Source organism: Streptomyces sp. YKOK-I1 (genome assembly GCF_054660435.1).
Genome location: NZ_BAAGDR010000001.1, coordinates 333579 through 352154 on the forward strand (window position 1 = coordinate 333579; position 18576 = coordinate 352154).

Annotated in this window: 16 protein-coding genes and 2 pseudogenes; 7 read left to right on the forward strand and 11 right to left on the reverse strand. The window is 71.8% G+C overall.

Annotated elements, in window-relative coordinates:
* Positions 1-11: 11 nt before the first annotated feature.
* Positions 12-1088, reverse strand: coding sequence for a substrate-binding domain-containing protein (locus ACYQ8Q_RS01555; RefSeq protein ID WP_460061045.1), 1077 nt, complete (start codon positions 1086-1088; stop codon positions 12-14).
* 226 nt (positions 1089-1314) lie between these two features.
* The gene (locus tag ACYQ8Q_RS01560; RefSeq protein ID WP_460061048.1) at positions 1315-4995 is read right to left on the reverse strand and encodes a family 78 glycoside hydrolase catalytic domain; all 3681 of its coding nucleotides are present in this window, start codon (positions 4993-4995) and stop codon (positions 1315-1317) included.
* 192 nt (positions 4996-5187) lie between these two features.
* On the opposite strand from ACYQ8Q_RS01560, the gene ACYQ8Q_RS01565 reads away from it, so the two are divergent.
* Positions 5188-5790 (forward strand): TetR/AcrR family transcriptional regulator, encoded by a 603-nt coding sequence (locus tag ACYQ8Q_RS01565; RefSeq protein ID WP_460061050.1) that lies wholly within the window; start codon positions 5188-5190, stop codon positions 5788-5790.
* A 330-nt stretch (positions 5791-6120) separates the two neighbouring features.
* On the opposite strand, the gene ACYQ8Q_RS01570 is transcribed toward ACYQ8Q_RS01565, so the two are convergent.
* Positions 6121-6486 carry a VOC family protein gene (locus ACYQ8Q_RS01570; protein ID WP_460061052.1) on the reverse strand — a complete coding sequence of 122 codons (366 nt, stop codon included), beginning with the start codon at positions 6484-6486 and terminating at the stop codon, positions 6121-6123.
* Positions 6487-6578: 92 nt separating this feature from the next.
* Between ACYQ8Q_RS01570 and ACYQ8Q_RS01575 the strand changes: the two genes are divergently transcribed.
* Positions 6579-7544 carry a helix-turn-helix transcriptional regulator gene (locus tag ACYQ8Q_RS01575; RefSeq protein WP_460061054.1) on the forward strand — a complete coding sequence of 322 codons (966 nt, stop codon included), beginning with the start codon at positions 6579-6581 and terminating at the stop codon, positions 7542-7544.
* Between the two features lie 86 nt (positions 7545-7630).
* Here the strand turns inward: ACYQ8Q_RS01575 and ACYQ8Q_RS01580 are convergent, their stop codons facing one another.
* From ACYQ8Q_RS01580 to ACYQ8Q_RS01600, 5 genes are all read right to left on the reverse strand, one after another.
* Entirely contained in the window at positions 7631-8269 is a 639-nt protein-coding gene (locus ACYQ8Q_RS01580; RefSeq protein WP_460061055.1) for a hypothetical protein, read from the reverse strand.
* Between the two features lie 80 nt (positions 8270-8349).
* The gene (locus ACYQ8Q_RS01585) at positions 8350-9021 is read right to left on the reverse strand and encodes a formylglycine-generating enzyme family protein (RefSeq protein ID WP_460061057.1); all 672 of its coding nucleotides are present in this window, start codon (positions 9019-9021) and stop codon (positions 8350-8352) included.
* A 194-nt stretch (positions 9022-9215) separates the two neighbouring features.
* A complete protein-coding gene (locus ACYQ8Q_RS01590) occupies positions 9216-10049 on the reverse strand; it encodes a hypothetical protein (RefSeq protein ID WP_460061060.1) in 834 nt (277 codons plus the stop codon).
* Positions 10046-10414 carry a TraR/DksA family transcriptional regulator gene (locus ACYQ8Q_RS01595; RefSeq protein ID WP_460061062.1) on the reverse strand — a complete coding sequence of 123 codons (369 nt, stop codon included), beginning with the start codon at positions 10412-10414 and terminating at the stop codon, positions 10046-10048. Before ACYQ8Q_RS01595 ends, ACYQ8Q_RS01590 begins: the two co-directional genes overlap by 4 nt.
* Before the next feature lie 85 nt (positions 10415-10499).
* On the reverse strand, positions 10500-10829 hold the full coding sequence (locus ACYQ8Q_RS01600) for a TraR/DksA family transcriptional regulator (RefSeq protein WP_460061065.1): 330 nt from the start codon (positions 10827-10829) through the stop codon (positions 10500-10502).
* A 490-nt stretch (positions 10830-11319) separates the two neighbouring features.
* Here ACYQ8Q_RS01600 and ACYQ8Q_RS01605 point away from each other — a divergent pair, with 490 nt between their 5' ends.
* The 4 genes from ACYQ8Q_RS01605 to secD all read left to right on the forward strand — a co-directional run bounded on the left by ACYQ8Q_RS01605 (position 11320) and on the right by secD (position 15843).
* Positions 11320-12354, forward strand: coding sequence for a HAMP domain-containing sensor histidine kinase (locus tag ACYQ8Q_RS01605; RefSeq protein WP_460061067.1), 1035 nt, complete (start codon positions 11320-11322; stop codon positions 12352-12354).
* 2 nt (positions 12355-12356) lie between these two features.
* On the forward strand, positions 12357-13052 hold the full coding sequence (locus tag ACYQ8Q_RS01610; protein ID WP_460061070.1) for a response regulator: 696 nt from the start codon (positions 12357-12359) through the stop codon (positions 13050-13052).
* Positions 13053-13087: 35 nt separating this feature from the next.
* Positions 13088-13516, forward strand: a complete 429-nt coding sequence (locus ACYQ8Q_RS01615; RefSeq protein ID WP_460061072.1) for a hypothetical protein — start codon at positions 13088-13090, stop codon at positions 13514-13516.
* A gap of 74 nt (positions 13517-13590) precedes the next feature.
* Positions 13591-15843: a protein translocase subunit SecD gene (secD, locus tag ACYQ8Q_RS01620; protein ID WP_460061073.1), complete on the forward strand. Its 2253-nt coding sequence runs from the start codon at positions 13591-13593 to the stop codon at positions 15841-15843.
* A gap of 446 nt (positions 15844-16289) precedes the next feature.
* Here the strand turns inward: secD and ACYQ8Q_RS01625 are convergent, their stop codons facing one another.
* Together ACYQ8Q_RS01625 and ACYQ8Q_RS01630 are read right to left on the reverse strand one after the other, a co-directional pair.
* The gene (locus ACYQ8Q_RS01625; RefSeq protein ID WP_460061075.1) at positions 16290-16703 is read right to left on the reverse strand and encodes a pyridoxamine 5'-phosphate oxidase family protein; all 414 of its coding nucleotides are present in this window, start codon (positions 16701-16703) and stop codon (positions 16290-16292) included.
* Positions 16666-16881, reverse strand: a pseudogene (locus ACYQ8Q_RS01630) (helix-turn-helix domain-containing protein); the annotation flags it as partial. The pseudogene ACYQ8Q_RS01630 and the gene ACYQ8Q_RS01625, both read right to left, overlap by 38 nt.
* Between ACYQ8Q_RS01630 and ACYQ8Q_RS01635 the strand changes: the two are divergent.
* Positions 16855-17373, forward strand: a pseudogene (locus tag ACYQ8Q_RS01635) (MBL fold metallo-hydrolase); the annotation flags it as partial. The pseudogenes ACYQ8Q_RS01630 and ACYQ8Q_RS01635 overlap by 27 nt on opposite strands.
* 18 nt (positions 17374-17391) lie before the next feature.
* Here the strand turns inward: ACYQ8Q_RS01635 and ACYQ8Q_RS01640 are convergent.
* Positions 17392-18399, reverse strand: a complete 1008-nt coding sequence (locus ACYQ8Q_RS01640; protein ID WP_460061077.1) for a helix-turn-helix domain-containing protein — start codon at positions 18397-18399, stop codon at positions 17392-17394.
* Positions 18400-18576 lie beyond the last annotated feature (177 nt).

The following is an 18576-nucleotide window of genomic DNA, read 5'->3' on the forward strand; positions in this document are numbered from 1 at the left end:
TCGTCACCCGCTCACTTGCCGATGAGCTTGTCGACCTCGGCCTGGGAGATGTCGTTGATCGGGTAGGAGTCGTCCGGCTGGTCGGGCTTGGCGTACTGGGCGAGGTTGCTGTCGGTGATCTCGGGCAGCGGGACGTCGATGTCCTGGGGGACGGCGATGCCCTCGCGCTGGGCGACGGCCGCCTCCAGGGCGATCACGGAGAGGTAGTTGGGCTGGGCGGTGGCGATCGAGGAGAAACCTTCCTTCTGCTTGCTCTGCCACAGCTTCAGGAAGCCGTTGTAGTTCTCGCCGGTGATCGGGACGAGCTTCTTGTCCTGCTTGACCAGTGTCTGGAGCGCCGCCGCGGACAGCGCGCCGCCCTGCGAGAAGACGCCGTCGATGTCCGGGTGCGCGGAGTAGGCGGCGGCGAAGGCCTGTGCGGCCGGGGCCAGGTTGTACTCGCTGTGTACATTGGTGACGATCTTGATGCCCGGGTACTTCTTGAACACCGCCTCGGCCCCGGACCAGCGGTCCTCGCTGACGGCCACCCCGGCGGGTCCGTTCATGGCGATGACGCTGCCCTTGCCGTCCAGCTTCTTGGCCAGCCAGGTGGCCATCATCGAGCCCCAGGCCTTCTGGTCGGTCCCGACCCGGACGACCTTGGTACTGGTGGGCAGCGAGTCGAACGCGACGACGGTGATCCCGGCGGCGACGGCCTGCTCCAGCGCCGGATTGAGCGCGGTGGACGATCCGGCGTCGACGAGGATCACGTCGTACTTCTGCTGGATCATGGCGCGGATCTGTGCGATCTGCTGCGAGGTGTCGCCGTTGGCGTTGAAGGTCTTGAACGCGGACACCTTGCCGCTCGCCTTCAGCTTGTCGACGTCCGTCTGGAGCATCTTCAGCGTCTGCTGCATCCAGGACGGCGTGAGGTAGATGGTCGACCAGCCGACCTTGAGGTCCTTGGCCTGCGCGCCGGAGGCCCCGGCGCTGACGTCGGCACCGGCTGCGGTGTCGCTGCCGGACTGGACGTCGCACGCGGTGACCCCGGTCAGCGCACAGAGGGAGGCGGCGACCGCCACCGCACCACGGACGGAACGTGCGTTCATCGAAGTTCCTCGAATCCCTCGGAGGTGGGTTGGAGAGGGGTGTGGGGGAGGACCAGCACCGGTGAGGACCGGTCTGTTGAGAGGGGAACGTAGGAGGTGCACGCGGCCGCCCACCACGTCTGCAACACAAAATTTCGCATTGCACAACATGCGTGTTCGGGGGTCTACGACGACGCGCCCCCGGGTATCGCGGACCAGGGCCGGCACAGCCCGGGGGCGGGCGGGGTCAGCCGGCGTTGAAGTGGTACGAACCCGCGTAGGCCTGGTAGACCTTGTAGGCGGCACCGCCCGAGGTGTCGTCGCGGAGGAAGGTGACCCCCCGGGGCGCGATGACGGGCTGGTCCCGGGTCGGGACCCAGATCTCGGCCTCGGTGTTGCCGGGGACGGTCACTGTGAGCTCGATCCTGCGGTCCGCGCGGCGCCGCCACCGCGACGACACCGTGCCGCGCACGGTGTCGATCGTGGCGCCGACGTGGTCGAGGGTCGCGGGTGCGAGGTCGGTGTCCGAGGTGTCCTTCGGCACCCGGCTGTTGACGGCGACCGTGGGGATGTACGGGCGGATCCGCAGCGACGCGTAGGCGGTCGCGGTCGGCATGATGCCGGCCAGGCCCTGGTAGAACCAGGTGGCCACGTTGGAGCGGTAGTGGTGGTCGACCGAGAGCCGGTCGGTCCACTGCTCCCACAGCGAGGTCGCGCCCTTGGCGATCTGGTACACGTAGCCGGGCGTGCCGGTCTGGGTGACGGCCTGCAGCGCGAGGTCCGTGTAGCCGTAGCGGCTGAGGATGCTGAACTCGTAGCGCGAGCCGTACATGTCGTTCTGGAGGTGCCGGTCGGCGGCCGTGATGCGGTCGGCGAGCAGCTTCGCGAGTGCCTTCTCGTTCTCGGCGAGCGTCCGGCTGCCGGGCAGGTGGCGGGGGTCGTCGGGGAGCAGGTCCGAGCCGGGGACCAGGTCGAAGGCGAGGGCCAGGGTGTTCTCGCTGGAGATGCTGCCCTGGGTGAAGTGCCCCTGGGAGGCGTCCCAGTAGTTGACGATGAACGCCTTGCGCAGGGTGCGTGCCAGCCGGGCGTAGTGGGCGGCCCGTCCGGTGCGGCCGAGGAGACGGCCCACCTCGTCCATGTAGTCGCAGAAGTGGATGTAGAAGGCGAGGCTGATGACGGCGTTGCTGCCGGGGGCCTCGGCACCGGAGTAGGCGCCGAGGGAGGCCTCGAACGTGTAGTCGTTCGCGGCGGTGAACAGGGTCTCGTAGGACCGGAGCAGGGTGTCCTGGTGGTTGTACAGCTCCTCGAAGAGACTGCTGTTGCCGTAGTAGGCGTAGAGCTCCCTGGGGATGACGAAGTACGCCGAGTCCCAGGCGGGTACGGCCTTCCACGCGGCGTTCCAGCCGGGGGTGTGGTCGTAGCCGTAGCCGCCCTTGGCGATGGGGACGAACATCGGCAGCTGGCCGGTGGAGATCTGGGTGTCGGGGAAATGACGGAGGTAGGTGGTGAGCAGCGCGTTGACGTCCCAGGTGAGGGACTCCGACTCGGAGCTGGCCATGGCGTCCCCGGTCCAGCCGTTCTTCTCACGGGAGGGGGTGTCGGTGGGCTTCTGGACGAGGTTGTTCTGCTCCGCCCACTCCAGGTTGCGCTGAAGGCGGTTGAGCAGGGCGTTGTCGGTGGTGAAGGTGCCGGTGCGGGCGAAGCCGGAGCGGGCGACACCGACGGTCAGGACGGACGCGTCCCGCTTCAGGTCGGGGGCCCGTCCGAGGACGGCCTCGAGGTTCATGACCTCCAGATAGCGGAACCCGAAGTGGCTGAACTGCTGTTCCCAGGTCTGCGTCGGCCGTCCGCCCAGGGTGTAGTAGTGCGTCTGGAGGTTGGCGTCGTGCTGGAAGTTCTCCTCCTCCACGGAGAGCGGGGCGGCGCTGCTGCCGTCGCCGCCGGTCACACGGTTGCCGCCGCGAATGCGCAGGGTGAGCCCCGCCTTCCCGGGGCGCACACCGGTGAGGGAGAGCCGGACGAGGCCGGTCACGATCTGGCCGTAGTCCAGGACCCAGATGCCCGATCCGGGCGCCGTCTCGGTGAGCGCCACCGGGCGGAGGACCTGGTTGACCAGCACCGGCTCCGCCTCGTGCGCGCGCACGGCGGCGGGCCTGAACCCGTCGGGGACCGTCGTCGCGGGCAGCGCCCCATGGTGTTGCGGGGCGGGACCGGCACAACTGCCCGGCGGGATCAGCACGGTGGCCGGACGCCAGTCACGGCCGGGGCGGTGGCCGGCCGAGCGCCACTCCCCCAGTTCCTCGGCCCGGCGGGCGTCGTACTTCTCGCCCGAGTACACCGAGTCGAAGGTCGTCGGTCCGTCCGCGGTGAGCCATGCCTCGTCGGTGACGACGGTGGTGGCGGAGCCGTCGGTGTACGTCACGACGAGCTTGGCGCGCAGGCGCGGGGCGCCGCTGTAGGGGGCGAGCTGCCAGTACCACTCCTGCGGCGTCGTCACTCCGTACCAGCCCCGGCCGAGTTCGGCGGCGACCACGTTCTCGCGGCCGGCCCGCAGCAGGGCGGTGACGTCGAAGGTGTCGTAGAGGACCGTACGGTCGTAGGTGCTCTGGTCGGTCAGCAGGCGGGGCACGTTGGTGCGGTCGCGGTCTGCCGGCCCGCCGTCGACGGTGAGCGGGCCGCCGTTGACGGTGAGGGTGACGTTTCCGGCGGCGCTGAGGTAGAGCCGGGCCCCGGCGATGCGGCGGCCCCGGGGCAGGGTGAAGGCGCGGCGGAGCACGGGGGCCGGGTTGGCGAGGGGCAGGATCGCGTTCTTGGACGGGATGTAGGGGTTCTTCGGCGGGAAGGTCAGCCCGGCGAGGGTGCCGATGCCGGCCTCGAAGGGGTTGGCGCCGGTGGTGAGGTCGGCGGAGAAGTCGGGGGCGCCGGTGCCGGTCACCCTGACGGAGCGGATCGTGGCGTCGGTCCCGCCCGCGAAGCCGAAGCTGCCGTGGCGGCGGATCTGGTCGCCGGTGAGGGTGCGGCTGTCGACCTCGACGCCGTTGACGGTGGTGGTGACGGTCAGGCCCCGGGCGCTGACCTGGACCGTGTGGTCGCGGGTGGCCCAGGTGTCCTTGGTCAGGCCGGCCGCGGCGGGGAGTACGACCGTGGCGACGGGGACGCTGCGGGTGCCGGCGGTGGTGGGGTTGGTCTCGCTCTGGGGGTCGTAGTGGTTCACGCCCCAGTCGGGCTCGGAGGTGCCGTCGTCGACCCAGGTGTTGCCTGCGTAGTGGCTGGTCCTCATGACCAGCTGCATGGCGTCGCCGGACCGGCGGACGGTCCAGTTCAGGCCCTCGCCCCAGGTCTTGCCGATGGGTTCGGCGCGCAGCAGGAGGGACAGGCCGTTCGTGGCGTCCGCGCCGCCCCGGAAGACGACGGTCGCGGTCAGGTCCTCCCAGTCGTGGTCCTGCGGCTGCCTTCCGCCGATCCACCGCGCGCCCGACCAGTCCTTCTCGCCCTTCAGCAGACCGGTCTCCCAGACGGCGGACTCGCTCCAGGGGCCGGGGGCGCCCTTCTCGTCCCAGGTCCGCACCCGCCAGTGGTACGCCCGCCCCGACCGCAGCGCCCCGCCCCCGTACGGGACTTCGGTGCTGGCGGAGCCTGCCACCCGGCCGCTGCGCCAGACGTCCGCCCGGCCGGGGGCGGTGCCGACCTGGATCTCGTAGGCGGACTGGCGGGCGACCGGGGGCACCCAGGTGAAGGCCGGTGCGGTCTCGGTGCCCAGCGGTGCGGTACGGAGGTTGACCCGCAGGCGTGCGGGCGCGGCGGCACGTGCGCCGGACGCCCGGGCCTCCGATGCGGCGGAGAGCGGGAGGGCGGCTCCCGCTGCCGCCGCGGTGATGATGCCGAGCAGGTGCCGACGGCTCGGCCCGCTTCTGTAGTCCTCGTCCACGGGATCGTTCCTTTCGTGAGCGGAAGGGGGAGCTGAAACGCGCTGAGGCGCATGAGTTGCGCTGAAACGTTTCAATACCTTCCAAGTGGTTAGCTTACGAATCGGCCGGGCGGAGCACAATGGTTCGGTACGGGTCCTGCCGGGCTTGCCGTCCGCGAGCGGGGCCGTTTCGTCGAGGAGGGTGAGCGCAGCGTGGGCCAGGGCAGAGCGCGGGGACCGTACTCCAGGACACCGGCCCGCAGGGCGGAGATCGTCCGGGCGGCGCGCGACAGCTTCGCCGAGCACGGTTACGCCCAGGCCTCCCTGCGTGACATCGCGGAACGCGCCGGGATGACCCACGCGGGGCTCCTGCACCACTTCCGCAACAAGGACGAGCTCCTCGCCGAGGTGCTGGCCGAGCGGGACTCCGAGGAGTGGCGGCAGGGACTGGAGCAGGTCGGGGGTCCCGAACAGCTCGGGCCCTATCTCGCCGAGCTCGTCCGCCACCACCAGAAGGCCCCCGAGCTGATGCGCCTGTGGATCGAGCTGGCGGCCGCGGCCTCACGGCCGGACCATCCGGCGCACGCGTACTTCGTGGAGCGCTACGAGCGCAGCCGCGCCCAGTTCACCGACGGCTTCCCCGACGAGGAGTCCCGCGCCGGACTCCGCGAGGGCGTCAGCCCGGAGAGTGCCGCGCTCCTGTTCCACGCCGTGCTCAGCGGGCTCCAGTTGCAGTGGCTCCTCGACCAGGACCTGGACATCGTGGGGCCGCTCGGGGAATTCCTGCGGCTGCTGTTCGAGGGGCGGGCCGGCTAGGGCGTGTGGGCTCGACGTCGGTGGCGCTCTCGCGGAGGCGTGCTGCCGGCGGTTCGATGACCCATGCTGGCGTCGCGTTCGGACTCCGATGCGGACTCGACGGCCGGTCCTGCAATCCCGCATCACGGTGTAGCCGCCAGCGATTTACCCACAAGAGATGCCCAGCTCAGCGGCGACGTGGGCGATGGGACGTGTCCGGCACCGCTTCATGAGCCGACCGCGGCCCTCGACGCTCAGGGGCGGATTCGCGTGGGGAACACCCGTCGTCCTCTTGAAGTCGGGCGACGGCAGGCGCGACACCTGTCGTGCGCGCCTGCCGCATTGCGGCCTTCAGCCCCGCGGTGCGACGCGGATACGGTTCCCGTCAGGATCGGCTGCGAGGAAGGTCAGCCCGAACCCCGCATCATGAGGCTCGCGCAGGATCGTGATCCCCTTGGAATTCCACTGCTCAAAGGTCGCGTTGAGCTCGTCGGGTCCACCGTCGACGGCCAGGCACACCTCACTGGTGCGCGGGACGTCCGGTGACAGATCCTCGAACTGGCCGGACCACAGACCGAGGTCAGCGCCCGGCCCGAGGTCGAAGGTGACGTATCCCGAAGTCTCGAACGAGGGGCTCATGCCGAGGAGGTCGCCGTAGAAACGGGCTGCGGCGGGAGCGTCGTTCACGTAGACGATGGACACGACGGATGTGGTCATGGTTGTTCCTTCTCACAGGTCGTAGGTACGCATCCGCCAGCCTGACCGGGATATGCGCCGCATCGTGTCGCCATTCCTGAAAAAATTGGTGTGTGACCCCAGACCGCTTCTTCACCCTGATGCTGCTCCTCACCTCGAGGGATGCCGTGACCACACAGGAACTCGCATCAGCGCTCGGGGTGTCCCTTCGCACCATCACCCGAGACCTGAACTGGCTCCGCGACGCCGGTCTGCCGGTGACCGCACACCGGGGCCGCCTCGGAGGCGTGACCATGCTGCCCGGGGCCGGACTCGACCTCAGGCGACTCACACCAGGCGAGCTGGATCATCTGTCGCTCACCGGGCTGGATGAGAGGCAACGTGCGGAGCTCGACGCATCGGCCGAAAGCCGGCGCGCGCTCTCCAAGATCGCCGCTGCACAGCCACGTCGAGCTCGTGGGCTCCTGCCGCTCACCGACGTGGTGCACGTGGACAGCCGTCCCTGGCGTCAGGCACGAGCTTCCGGCACGACTGCGGCTTCGCTGATCGGCGTGGTGCGGCGAGGTCGCCGGCTACGGATCGAGTACGACAGCCCACGCGCGTCATGCCCACGCGACCTGGTCGTGGATCCCTACGGGCTGTTCGCCAAGGCCGGCATCTGGTACCTCGTCGCCGACCGCGCCCGAGTGCCTCGGATGTACCGACTCGAACGGATCACGACGTGGAAAGAAGTCGACCAGCCACGACGGATCCGCGAGAGCCAGACCCTGGCCACCGTCGCCGCAGCGCTCATGGAGCAGTGGGAGCACCACCACGCGATAGAGGTCAGCGCCACCATCGACCCGACCCAGATCGAGCGAGCGCAACGGATCTTCGGCCTACGACTCGTCCCGGACGACCATGAAGAATCCGCCACCGGCCGCAGGGTGACGATCCGCTTCCTGCATCTGGAGGACGTGCGGGCACTCCTGCCGTTCGGGAGCGCCGTCACCGTGCACGGCCCCACCGAAGCCAGGGCTCACCTGCGCGACCTCGCCACCTGTCTGGCCCACCACTATGCACCGTCACCAACGTCCTGACCCGCAACGGCTCTTCCCGCTGGGCGTGGTCGCATGATCAGCTGGTCGGCGACAACCGTGCCGGCCTCGGCCACCGGGCCGCGTCGTCATCGGTCCGAACGGCCGACGGCACTCGGTGCGCGGCCCGCGAGCCAGACCATGATCCGCTCCTGCAACGCGCGGTCGCGGGAGGGACTGTCCCGAAGCGCGAACGATTCCACGTACCGCAGGATGTTCTCCGAGCGGTCCGGGTGGCCGACCGCGAGCACATCGACACCGATCTCGCCCGTCGAGGCCGTGACGTACACACTGCCGTCGAGAGCCATCATGCCGAAGCCCGGGTGGCCGGCGTGTACGCCGAGGAACGCCGATGCCGCGCCCCGGCCCATGATGTCCCAGCGGTCCAGGAGCCGGACCCGGGTCCAGACCGTCGGTGCGGCACGGCGGCCACTGTGCAGGTTCTGCAGGAAGGCCCGGTGCGTGAGGGCGCCGCGGGGAAGCTGGACGAGGAACTCGCGCCGCTGGTCGAGAAGACCCGACGAGACCGCGAGGTCGTACCAGTCCTCGTTGAGACGCTCGACAAGCCGTGGGGTGTCGTACCGGTGGGAGAAGCCGCCGACGACGTCCTCGGCACGGTATCCGAAGACGAACGGCATCACGCTGTCCGGCACGGTGTTCGGGAGCACTTCGAGGCCGGCCCGCCGCAGCGGACGGTAGACCTTGCGCTCGCGCTCTCGGATACCCATCGGTCATGGTTCTACCAGGATCTGCGGGCCAGGAATCCCCGACCCGGCCCGGCCCCTCCCCGGTCCAGGCGCACGGTTCGTCACACGAGGGAGCGCGCGAGGCGGAACCCCACGTCGTCCACCTGGAAGGTCGGGTGGCTACGGCGACGTGCGGAGGCCCGGCAACTCCAGTGCTCGTCGTACCAACCCCCGCCGCGGAGCACCCGGTAGGTGCCGTAGACCTCGGCGTCGTAGACGTCCCAGCACCAGTCCCAGACGTTGCCGAGCATGTCGTGCAGACCCCAGGGGTTGGGGCGTTTGCCGCCCACGGCGTGGATGCGCTCCTGCGAATTTCCGCGGTACCAGGCGATCTCGTCGAGCGGCGCGTACCGCGGCCCGGTCGTCCCGGCACGGCAGGCGTGTTCCCACTCGGCTTCGGTCGGCAGCCGGTACCCGCCGGCGGACGCGTCCCACTCGACACCCTCGCCGTCCGCGCGGAAGTGGTAAGCGGGCGTCAGCCCTTCACGCCGGGACAGGGTGTTGCAGAACCGCGCCGCGTCCCACCAGGAGACGGACTCGACGGGCAGCCGGTCCCCGTGGACGGCGCTCGGCCTCCGGCCCGTGATCTGTGCGTACACCCCCTGGGTGACCGGGAAGGCCGCGAGCCGGTAGGACGCCAGCTCGACCGACCAGGTGCGCTGCGTCCGGCGGTCCGACAGCGTCACCCGCCCCGGCGGAATGGTGATCATCTCGTTCGCCGCAGTCACCTCCATGATCGGGACAGCTTAACGAGAGCGACCGGTACGGGACGCGGGATTCCTGACGGTACGAGGAGCGGCAGGGTGGTTCTCCCTTCGGGACGGCGGGGCGTGCGGGAACAGGGGTGTCCCATGGCCGGTGGAGCGGCACCGGCCATGGGACAGGGAGGGGGCACGGGGGACGGGGGACGGGGACCGGGTTCGAGGGTTCAGCGGGGCCGGGCGGCGGGCCCGGGGGGTGCGGTGCCCCGGGTCGACGGGTGGGTGTGTGCGGCTCGAAGGATCCTGGCGTCGCCTCGCAGCGCGGCGGTGTGCGGTGCGGGGACGGCCCGCAGGGGTGCGTGCAGGCCGGCGCCGAGGCGGCCGACGAGGTCGGGGCGCAGGGCGCCGCCGCCCGCCAGGAGGGGCCCACGGCCCAGGGCGTCGGCCGTGAGGGCGGTGCGGTCCTGCCGGAGCATCGAGGTGATCATGGAGGTGACGGCCTCGCCGAGGTCCGCCGGGACGTCGGCGCAGGTGAGGTCGGTGGTGCCCAGCTCGGTGCGGCGGGCGTCGCAGACCGCGCCGTCGACGAGGAGGACCACTTCGGTGAGATGGGCGCCGATGTCCACCACGAGCAGCGGACCGGTGAGGTCGGCGTCCGCGGCCAGGGCGACGGCGCGGGCGGTGGGCACGGTCAGCACCGCGCGCGGCCGCAGCACCTGTACGGCCGTACGGGCCCGGTCCCGGTAGGCGGGGCCGTCCAGGACCGGCGTGGTGACCACCACCAGCGGGCGCGGGTGCCGGGACAGGCGGTGACCGAGCAGCCGGTCGAGCATCCGGGCCGTTCCGGGAACGTCGATGATCGCGCCGCGCTGGATCGGGTGCGGCGCCCCGGCACCCGGGAAGGTGACCGTGGGTACGTCGAGGACCGTGGAGCGGCCGGCGATCCAGGCGCGGGTCCGGTCGCTGCCCATGTCGAGGGCGAGGCCGCTGCACCGCCGGCACAGCGGCCAGGGCCGGTGTCGGTCGCGGGAGCCGGTGCGGGGGCGACAGACGGCGGTCATCCTCCGGCCTCCCGCACCTGCTGGCAGCGCGCGCAGTAGCGGGCCTGCGGCACGATCATCAGGCGTTCACGGTCGACGGGCCTGCGGCACAGGTGGCAGGTGCCGTAGCGGCCCTCGTCGATGCGCCGCAGCGCCTCCTCGACGTCGTTGAGGACCATGCGCGCGGAGGCGGCGAGCTTGACCTGTACCTCGGTCTGTGCGGCGGAGCGGAGCCGGCGCGAGGTCCGGGTACGGGGCGCTGCCGCGATCTGCCGCAACTGTTCCCGGCGGAACAGGCGCTGTTCGTGCAGGTTCTCCTGCAACGCGGCGAGGTCCTCGGGCGACAGGTGTGCGGCGCGGTCGCCGACGGTCTGGTGGTTCACCACTCACTTCACCCCTTGTGTGCAGGACGGGAGGCGTGGGGTCGGGGCTGGGGTCGGGGCCGGGGCCGGGGCCGGGGCCGGGCCGGGTTCAGGCGGCGGCGCGGCGCTGGCAGGCGACGCAGTACCGGGTGTACGGAAGGATCTCCAGGCGCTCGGCGGGGACGGGCCTGGAACATCCTTGGCAGGTGCCGTAGGAGCTGTCGTCGACGCGGGCGAACGCCGCGTCGATCTCCTTGAGGACCTGCTGGATCGCTTCCGCCTGGGCGGACATCACATGGTCCTTCGCGATCCGGCCGGCCTCGTCGAGGGCCCTCAGCTGGGCCACCCGGCTGCTGCGCGCGTGTTCGAGGCGCCGACGGGCGTCCTGCGCGGCGGGCGGTAGCGGGCAGGAATCGGTCTGGGTGGTGTCGAGCGGCATGACGGGTCCTCTCTTCGGGCGCGGCGGGCGCGGCAGGGGCGGGCAGGGGCGACCAGGCGCGGCAGGCGCGACTGTGGCCGGCCGGTGCGCCGGGCCCGACGTCCGTACGACAGGGGCGCCGTACGACAGGGGCGCCGGACGGCATGGGGGCACCGGCCGTACCGGACGGCTCGGTCGGTCTCGACTCTGCTGTGTGCCGCGTCGGAATCCCATCGGGCGCGGACCCCATTCGTCCGGTACGGCGGTAACCACGCCCGGGGCGCGCGGAGTGTGCGGGGCGGCCGATGGGTGGTGCGCGGCTCGCGAAATGGGTGTCGGGCCCCATCGACCGCGACCACCGGGGCGGAGGAGGGTGGGGGGAGGGTCGGTCCCGTCCCGGTCCTGCGACCCGCGCCCGTGCGAGGGGTGTGCGAAGGGCCGGTCGAGGCCGGGTTCGAGGCCGGGTTCGAGGCCGGGTTCGAGGCCGGGTCCCTGAAGGAGGAGCTTTTCCGTGTCGCTGTTCTGGCGGATCTTCGGGCTCAACGCCCTGGTGCTGGGCGCCGCCACGGCGCTGCTGCTGTGGGCGCCGGTGACCGTCTCGGTGCCGGTGCTGCTGACCGAGGCGGTCATCCTGGTCGGCGGCCTGGCCGTCATGCTGGTCGCCACCGGCACCCTGCTGCGCTGGGGCCTGGCCCCGCTGGGTCGGCTGACCCGGCTGATGACCACCGTCGACCTGCTGCGGCCGGGGCAGCGGCTGCCCGTTCCCGGCGCCCGCGGTGGCGGCGAGGTGTCCGAGCTGATCCGGACCTTCAACGCCATGCTCGACCGGCTGGAGCACGAACGCGCCACGTCCAGCGCCCGGGCGCTGCTGGCCCAGGAGGCGGAACGCCGTCGTATCGCCCAGGAGCTGCACGACGAGGTCGGGCAGAGCATGACGGCGATCCTGCTGGTGCTCAAGCGGGCCGCGGACGACGCACCGGCTCCGCTGTGCGAGGACCTTCGGCAGGCCCAGGAGATCACCCGGGAGAGCCTGGACGAGGTCCGGCGCCTGGTGCGCCGTCTGCGGCCGGGCGTCCTGGAGGATCTGGGCCTGGTCAGCGCCCTGACCTCGCTCACACAGGACTTCGCGACCCACACCGGGCTGCGTGTCGTACGCCGCTTCGACGCCGATCTGCCCGCGCTGGGTGAGGAGAGCGAGCTGGTGCTGTACCGGGTGGCTCAGGAGAGTCTGACCAACGCGGCCCGCCACGCGGACGCGCGCCGGGTGGAGGTGAGCCTGCGTCGGGCCGACGGGGCGGTGGTGCTGGAGATCGCAGACGACGGCCGCGGCATCGAGGCACCTTGCGAGGGCGCCGGGATCCGCGGCATGCGGGAACGGGCCCTGCTCGCCGGGGCCACGCTGGACATCACGTCGGCACCCGCCACCGCCGCCGTCACTTCCGGCGCCTCCGGCACCAGCACCGCAACCGTCACCGTCACCGACACCGACACCGGTACCGGCACGCGGATCCGTCTGATCACCCCCGTCCCCAGGAAGCAGCTCTGACCATGTCCGACGACATCCCTCCCGAACGCGCCACGGCTTCGGCGGCGTCGAAGCCGATCCGGATCCTGCTCGCCGACGACCACGCCCTCGTGCGCCGCGGTGTACGCCTGATCCTCGACCGCGAGCCCGACCTGCGGGTCGTCGCGGAGGCCGGGGACGGGGCCGAGGCCGTCGAGCAGGCCCGGAAGGCGGAGGTCGACCTGGCCGTCCTCGACATCGCGATGCCGCGGCTGACCGGCCTGCAGGCCACCCGCGAACTCGCGGCGCTCAAGCCGGGCCTGCGGATCCTGATGCTGACCATGCACGACAACGAGCAGTACCTGTTCCAGGCGCTCAAGGCCGGGGCCTGCGGATATGTGCTGAAGTCGGTGGCCGACCGCGACCTGGTCGCCGCCTGCCGGTCCGCGATGCGGGGCGAGCCGTTCCTCTACCCCGGCGCGGTCACCGCCTTGATCCGCACCTACCTCGACCGTGTCCGGCACGGCGAGGAGAACGCCGATCACCTGCTCACACCGCGCGAGGAGGAGGTCCTCAAGCTGGTCGCCGAGGGGCACTCCTCCAAGGAGATCGCCGAGATCCTGTTCATCAGCGTCAAGACCGTGCACCGCCACCGGGCCAACCTCCTGCACAAACTCGGTCTGCACGACCGGCTGGAGCTGACCCGCTACGCCATCCGCGCCGGCCTCATCGAGGCCTGACGCCCACACCCGAATCACCAGGAAAGGGACGGTGCATGCGCCCGGCGTCCCGCACCGCCGCGACCGCCGCCGCTCACCGGCTCGCCACGGCGCTCACCGCGCTCACCGCGCTCACAGCCTTGACGGCGCTCCTCGCCGTCCTGCCGGTGATGCTCCCGGCCGCCGCCGCACTTGCACCCCGTGCGGCCGCCGTGGCCGCGGGCGCCGAGTGGCAGCCGGACACCGGTCCCCGCGCGGACGCCCCGTACGCCGACCCGTACGCGGCTCACGTCAGGTCCCCGTACGACCACCCTCCCGGCGAGCGCCCGCACGCACCGGACCACCACGCCGCCCCACCCCACGAGGTGAACCCCGCCCGGGCCACCGGCACGGGCACGTCCGCCCTGCCCGCGTGCACCCCCGTCTTCCATGACGGGTCCGCGTACGACCGCGGCCGGGCCCCTCCCCCGCCTCCAGGCATCTGAGACAACCCATCCCCTCTCTCCCGTCGCGGCCGCCGTCTGTGCCGCCGCCGCGGCATGCCTGCCGGAGGCCCGTGTTGACACGCCGGAAGAACCCGAAGAAGCAGAAGAACCGCAACAACTCCTCGCGCATCCGCGCGCTGCTCGCCCTCGCCGTGATCGCCGGATCACTGGCCATCGCCCTCACCACGCCGGTGCGCCTCGGGCTCGATCTGCGCGGTGGCACCCAGATCCTGCTGGAGACCCGCTCCACCGACACCGTCGACGCGGGCCCCGACGCCACCGACCGCACCGTCGAGGTGCTACGGGGCCGGATCGACGCGCTCGGCGTCACCGAGCCGACCCTCGTCCGCTCCGGCGACCACCGCATCCTCGTCGAACTGCCCGGCCTCCAGGATCCGGAGAAGGCCGCCGCCGTCCTGGGCCGCACCGCGCAGCTCACCGTCCACCCGGTCCTCGGCACCGCGAACACCCCGACACCGCCCGGCGAAGAGGAGCGCGTCCTGCCGGACGCGGCCGGACAACCCCTGCGGCTGAAGGCCGCCGCCCTGACGGGGCAGCACGTCGAAGCCGCGGACGCCCGCTTCGACCAGCAGAGCGGGACCGGATGGCACGTCACCGTCGACTTCACCGACACCGGCCGCACCCGGTGGACGCAGATCACGGCGGACGCCGCCTGCCACCCGCCCGGCGACCCGCAGCGCCGGGTGGCCATCGTCCTCGACGGCAAGATCGTCTCCTCGCCGCAGGTCGACCCGTCCGTGGCCTGCGGTGCGGGCATCCCGGGCGGGACCACGCAGATCACCGGCTCCTTCGACGACGCCGAGGCCCGCGAGCTGGCCCTGCTGATCTCCGGCGGCGCCCTGCCCGTACCGGTCGAGACGGTGGAGCAGCGCACCGTCGGCGCCACCCTGGGGGACGCGGCCATCGGGGCGGCGGCCCGGGCCGCGGTGATCGGCACCGCGCTCACCGCGCTGTTCATCATCGCCGTCTACCGGCTCATGGGCCTGCTCGCGACCGTGGCACTGGCCTGCTACGGCCTGATCTCGTACGCCGCCCTGGCCGCCGTCGGCGCCACCCTGACGCTGCCCGGCCTGGCCGGGTTCGTGCTGGCCATCGGCATGGCCGTGGACGCCAACGTCCTCGTCTTCGAACGGGCCCGCGAGGAGCACGCCGCCCGGAGCCGGACCAGCCCCCGTTCCGCGCTGACGGCCGGATTCCGCGGCGCGCTGGGGGCGATCGCCGACTCCAACATCACCACGCTGATCGCCGCCGGGCTCCTCTTCGTCCTCGCCTCCGGCCCCGTGCGCGGGTTCGGCATCACCCTCGGCATCGGCGTCCTCGCCTCCATGGTCAGCGCCCTGGTCGTCACCCGGGTGCTCGCCGAGTACGCGCTCGACCGGCGCGCGGCCTTCCGCCGACCGCGTCTCACCGGCATCACGGACACCGGGCGGGTCCGGGACGGGCTGCTGCGCCGCGGCCCGTTCCTGATGCGCCGTCCGCGCCGTTGGCTGGCCGCCTCCGCCGCGCTCCTCGCCCTCGCCGCCTCGGGCATCCTGGTGCGCGGTCTCGACTTCGGCATCGATTTCACCGGAGGCCGGCTCATCGAGTACTCCACGGCCGCTCCCGTCGACCCCGACCGGGCCCGGGAGGCCCTCGGCCGGGCCGGGTTCCCGCACGCGATCGTCCAGGCCTTCGGCGACGGCTCCCTCACGGTGCGCGCGGAGGAGCTGACCGACGCCCAGGAAGCCGCGGTGACCGCCACGGTGAGCGGTCTCGGCGGCGGGACGGAGAAGGTCCGCGACGAGCTGATCGGTCCCAGCCTGGGCGAGGAGCTGCGCCGCAACGCCCTCGTCGCGCTCGGACTCGCCCTGGCCGCCCAGTTGCTCTATCTCGCGGTGCGCTTCCGGTGGCGGTTCGCCACCGCGGCGGTCGGTGCGCTCGTCCACGACGTGGTGGTCCTCGTCGGTGTCTTCGCCTGGCTGGGCAAGCCGATCGACGGCCTCTTCCTCGCCGCGCTGCTGACCGTCATCGGGTACTCGGTCAACGACTCCGTCGTCCTGTTCGACCGCATCCGCGAACTGCTCGCCCGGGACCGCGTGATGCCGCTGCCGCGGCTGACGAACCTGGCGATCCTGCAGACCCTCCCCCGCACCGTCAGCACCGGCACGGGCGCGGCCCTCATCCTCACGGCCCTGGCCGTCCTGGCGGACGGCACCCTCACCGACTTCGCCCTCGCCCTGCTCATCGGCCTGGCGGTCGGCACGTACTCCTCCGTCTTCACCGCGGCTCCCCTCACCCTCGCCCGGCCCGCGAAGAAAATACGATGACCGCCACACAACCCCCGCTCGTTGCGCAACATGCACCACACAACACCACCGGTGACGCCAACGGAGGAGAGCAGCGTGCCCCGCCACCCGGGCCGAACTGCTCCAGGCGGGTGGACGTGCTGCGCGTGACGCTCAACGGGATCGCGCTGTCCGCGGTGGAACACCATGACGACTGGCCGCCCGAGCGGCAACTCGGCTTTCTGGAGCAGGTGTTGACCGCGTTCGACCTGCAGGCGGCGAGCGGGGCGTCCGGCACCGCTTGCGTCAACGCGTCGCGACTGCCGTGGAAGTGCGTCACCAAGGTGGTCGAGCCGCCGAGGTCCGCGGCGGTGCGCCGCAGGGTGGGGCCGGCCGGCCCCTCGGTCTGCGGGATGCGCAGCGCCGCCCTGGTGGTGTCCCGTTCCCGTTCGCCGCGGTCCACCGCGCGTGGCACGGGAGCGCGCCCGTCACCAGCCGGGCGGTCGCACGGTGCCCATCACGCGGGTCACGGTGATCTCGATGACCACGCGCTCGGGGTTGGGGCGGGGCTGCCGGTAGCGCTCGGCGTAACGCCGCTCGGCCTCGGCGACGGACTCCGGGTCGTTCTTGACCAGCGCGGTGCCTTCGAGCGTGCACCAGCGGCGCCCCTCGACCTGGCCCACCGCGACCGTCGCGCCGGGTCCGGCCGCCCGGACGTTGCGGACCTTCCTGCTGCCAGCGCTGCTGATCACGCGTGCGATCCCGGCCTCCGGATCGAAGGTGACACCCACGGGGACGAGATGCGGACTGCCGTCCGGCCGGTGCGTGGTCAGGAAACAGATCCGTCGTTCCTGCCAGAAACGGTCATCGTCCGTCTCGGGCGGAGTGGCGTCGCTTGTCATGGTGGTCCTTGGTAGAGCCGATGGCGCGCCCATTTTCCCCCAGCCGCCGGTGGGTCTGCCGGAAGGCACCCGGCGTGACGCCGGTGTGGCGGCCGAAGAACTTGCCGAAGTTGGTGGGTTCGGGGAAACCCAGGCGGCGGGCGATCGCCGCCACCGGCTCGTCGGTGTGGGCGAGCAGATCGTCGCGCGCGGCGACAGCCGGCTGCCCACCGGCCTGGTCGTCCCCGTCGCCGAGTTCACCCCGACCGTGGATCTGACCCCGGGCACCGAGGTCGTCGACGGCGTCCCGTTCGTGTTCGAGGCCGTCTCCGGCGGCGAGGCCGCCGACGAACTGCTCGTCAAGCTGCCCGAGCAGGGTGTCCTGGTCGCCCAGGACCTCGTGTACCACGGGGTCCACCTCTGCCTCGGCAACAATGACGTCACCGGCTGGGAGCGGGCGCTGGACCTGCTGGCCGCGCGGACCGGCTACGGCACGATCCTCGCCGGCCACGGCCTGCCCACCGGCCCGGAGATCTACGCGGACGTGCGTGGCTGCCTCGCCGACGCCCGCGCACTGCTCGGCGACGACGGGGAGGCGTACAAGAAGGCGATCGTGAAGCGCCACCCCTCACTGGCCGGCGCCTTCCTCATCGACATCGCCAACCGCTCCCTGTTCGGCGGCGGTCACTGATCGAGGAGGAGCACGGGCCTACTGTCCGCTCCTCAGGGCCTGGTGCCGGTACTCCTTGGGCGAGAGCCCGTACGCGGTGCGGAAGGCGCGGGTGAAGTCGGAGGCGCGCGAGATGCCCCAGCGGGCCGCGACGGCGTGGATCGGCAGGGTGCGCGCCGAGGGGTTCGCCAAGTCGCGGGCGGCGCCCTCCAGTCGCTGCCCCCGGATCCAGGCCGCGACGGTCTCGCCCTGGGTCTGCTGCGGGAAGATCCGGTGCAGATAGCTGAGGGAGATGTGGTGGGCGGCGGCGATCACCGGCGGCGCGAGGTCCGGGTCGTGCAGGTTCTGCCGGATGAACACCTGGATGTGTCGCGCCAGGGCCTGCTGGCGGGTCTCCGGCGCCAAGTCGGCCTCGGTGTCGAGCAGTTGGGCACACCAGGCCGAGAGCAGGTCCAGCACGACCCCGCCCAGGCGGGGGGCGTCCGAGGGCGGGAGGGTGTCGGCCCGCCGTTCCAGGCTGATGAGGAAGTCCGCCAGGAGGGCGCCGAAGCCCTCCCGCCCCGGCAGTCCTCGGCCCAGCAACTCCCGCACCCGGTGCGGCGGCAGGGGAAGGAGCGCCTTGGGAACGTCGACGCCCACGCCCTTCACGGCACTCGGCCCGGTGTCGTCGTCCGCCGACCGGCTGGCGTACGGGCGGAGGTCGTACGGCAGTGAGCTGTCGGTCAGATGCAGATCACGTGGGCCGAACAAGTCGGTCTGCCCCGCGTGCTCGAGGGCCAGGCCGCCGTCGGTCAGCAGCGTGAGGTGGTACAGCTCGGGATCGGACTGGCGCACCAGTTTGGGGGTGCGCCGGTAGCGCGTCGGCAGGAACGACGTCGGCCACACGGTCACGGCGCCCAGTTCCATCACCCTGCTCCGGGCCCAGAAGTCGGACGCGTGCGCACTGGTGATGTCACTGGGCGACCGCAGCCGGCCGACCGTGTCCCGCCAATGGTCGAACCTGTCCGAGGACGGTATGTCCTCAGTCCGGAACACCGTCCCGATCATCCCGCTCCCACTCCGCTTTCCGCGCCCGGCGCCCCCTTCGACATCCTCGCACGCGGAGATCGCCTGACGCGCCGGGCATCAGCCGTCGGACTCCGGGGAGGGGAGGTAGGCGCCGGGTACGTCGTTCGGCGCGTAGACCTTGGTGTCGCCGGGGTACGGCTTGGTCCAGTTGTGCGT

Coding starts and splice junctions, on each gene's coding strand:
- ACYQ8Q_RS01615 (WP_460061072.1), top strand. CDS start 13,088: ATGCGCCCGGCGTCCCGCACCGCCGCGACCGCCGCCGCTCACCGGCTC.
- ACYQ8Q_RS01640 (WP_460061077.1), bottom strand. CDS start 18,399: ATGATCGGGACGGTGTTCCGGACTGAGGACATACCGTCCTCGGACAGG.
- ACYQ8Q_RS01610 (WP_460061070.1), top strand. CDS start 12,357: ATGTCCGACGACATCCCTCCCGAACGCGCCACGGCTTCGGCGGCGTCG.
- ACYQ8Q_RS01570 (WP_460061052.1), bottom strand. CDS start 6,486: ATGACCACATCCGTCGTGTCCATCGTCTACGTGAACGACGCTCCCGCC.
- ACYQ8Q_RS01590 (WP_460061060.1), bottom strand. CDS start 10,049: ATGACCGCCGTCTGTCGCCCCCGCACCGGCTCCCGCGACCGACACCGG.
- ACYQ8Q_RS01585 (WP_460061057.1), bottom strand. CDS start 9,021: ATGGAGGTGACTGCGGCGAACGAGATGATCACCATTCCGCCGGGGCGG.
- ACYQ8Q_RS01580 (WP_460061055.1), bottom strand. CDS start 8,269: ATGGGTATCCGAGAGCGCGAGCGCAAGGTCTACCGTCCGCTGCGGCGG.
- ACYQ8Q_RS01600 (WP_460061065.1), bottom strand. CDS start 10,829: ATGCCGCTCGACACCACCCAGACCGATTCCTGCCCGCTACCGCCCGCC.
- ACYQ8Q_RS01555 (WP_460061045.1), bottom strand. CDS start 1,088: ATGAACGCACGTTCCGTCCGTGGTGCGGTGGCGGTCGCCGCCTCCCTC.
- ACYQ8Q_RS01625 (WP_460061075.1), bottom strand. CDS start 16,703: ATGACAAGCGACGCCACTCCGCCCGAGACGGACGATGACCGTTTCTGG.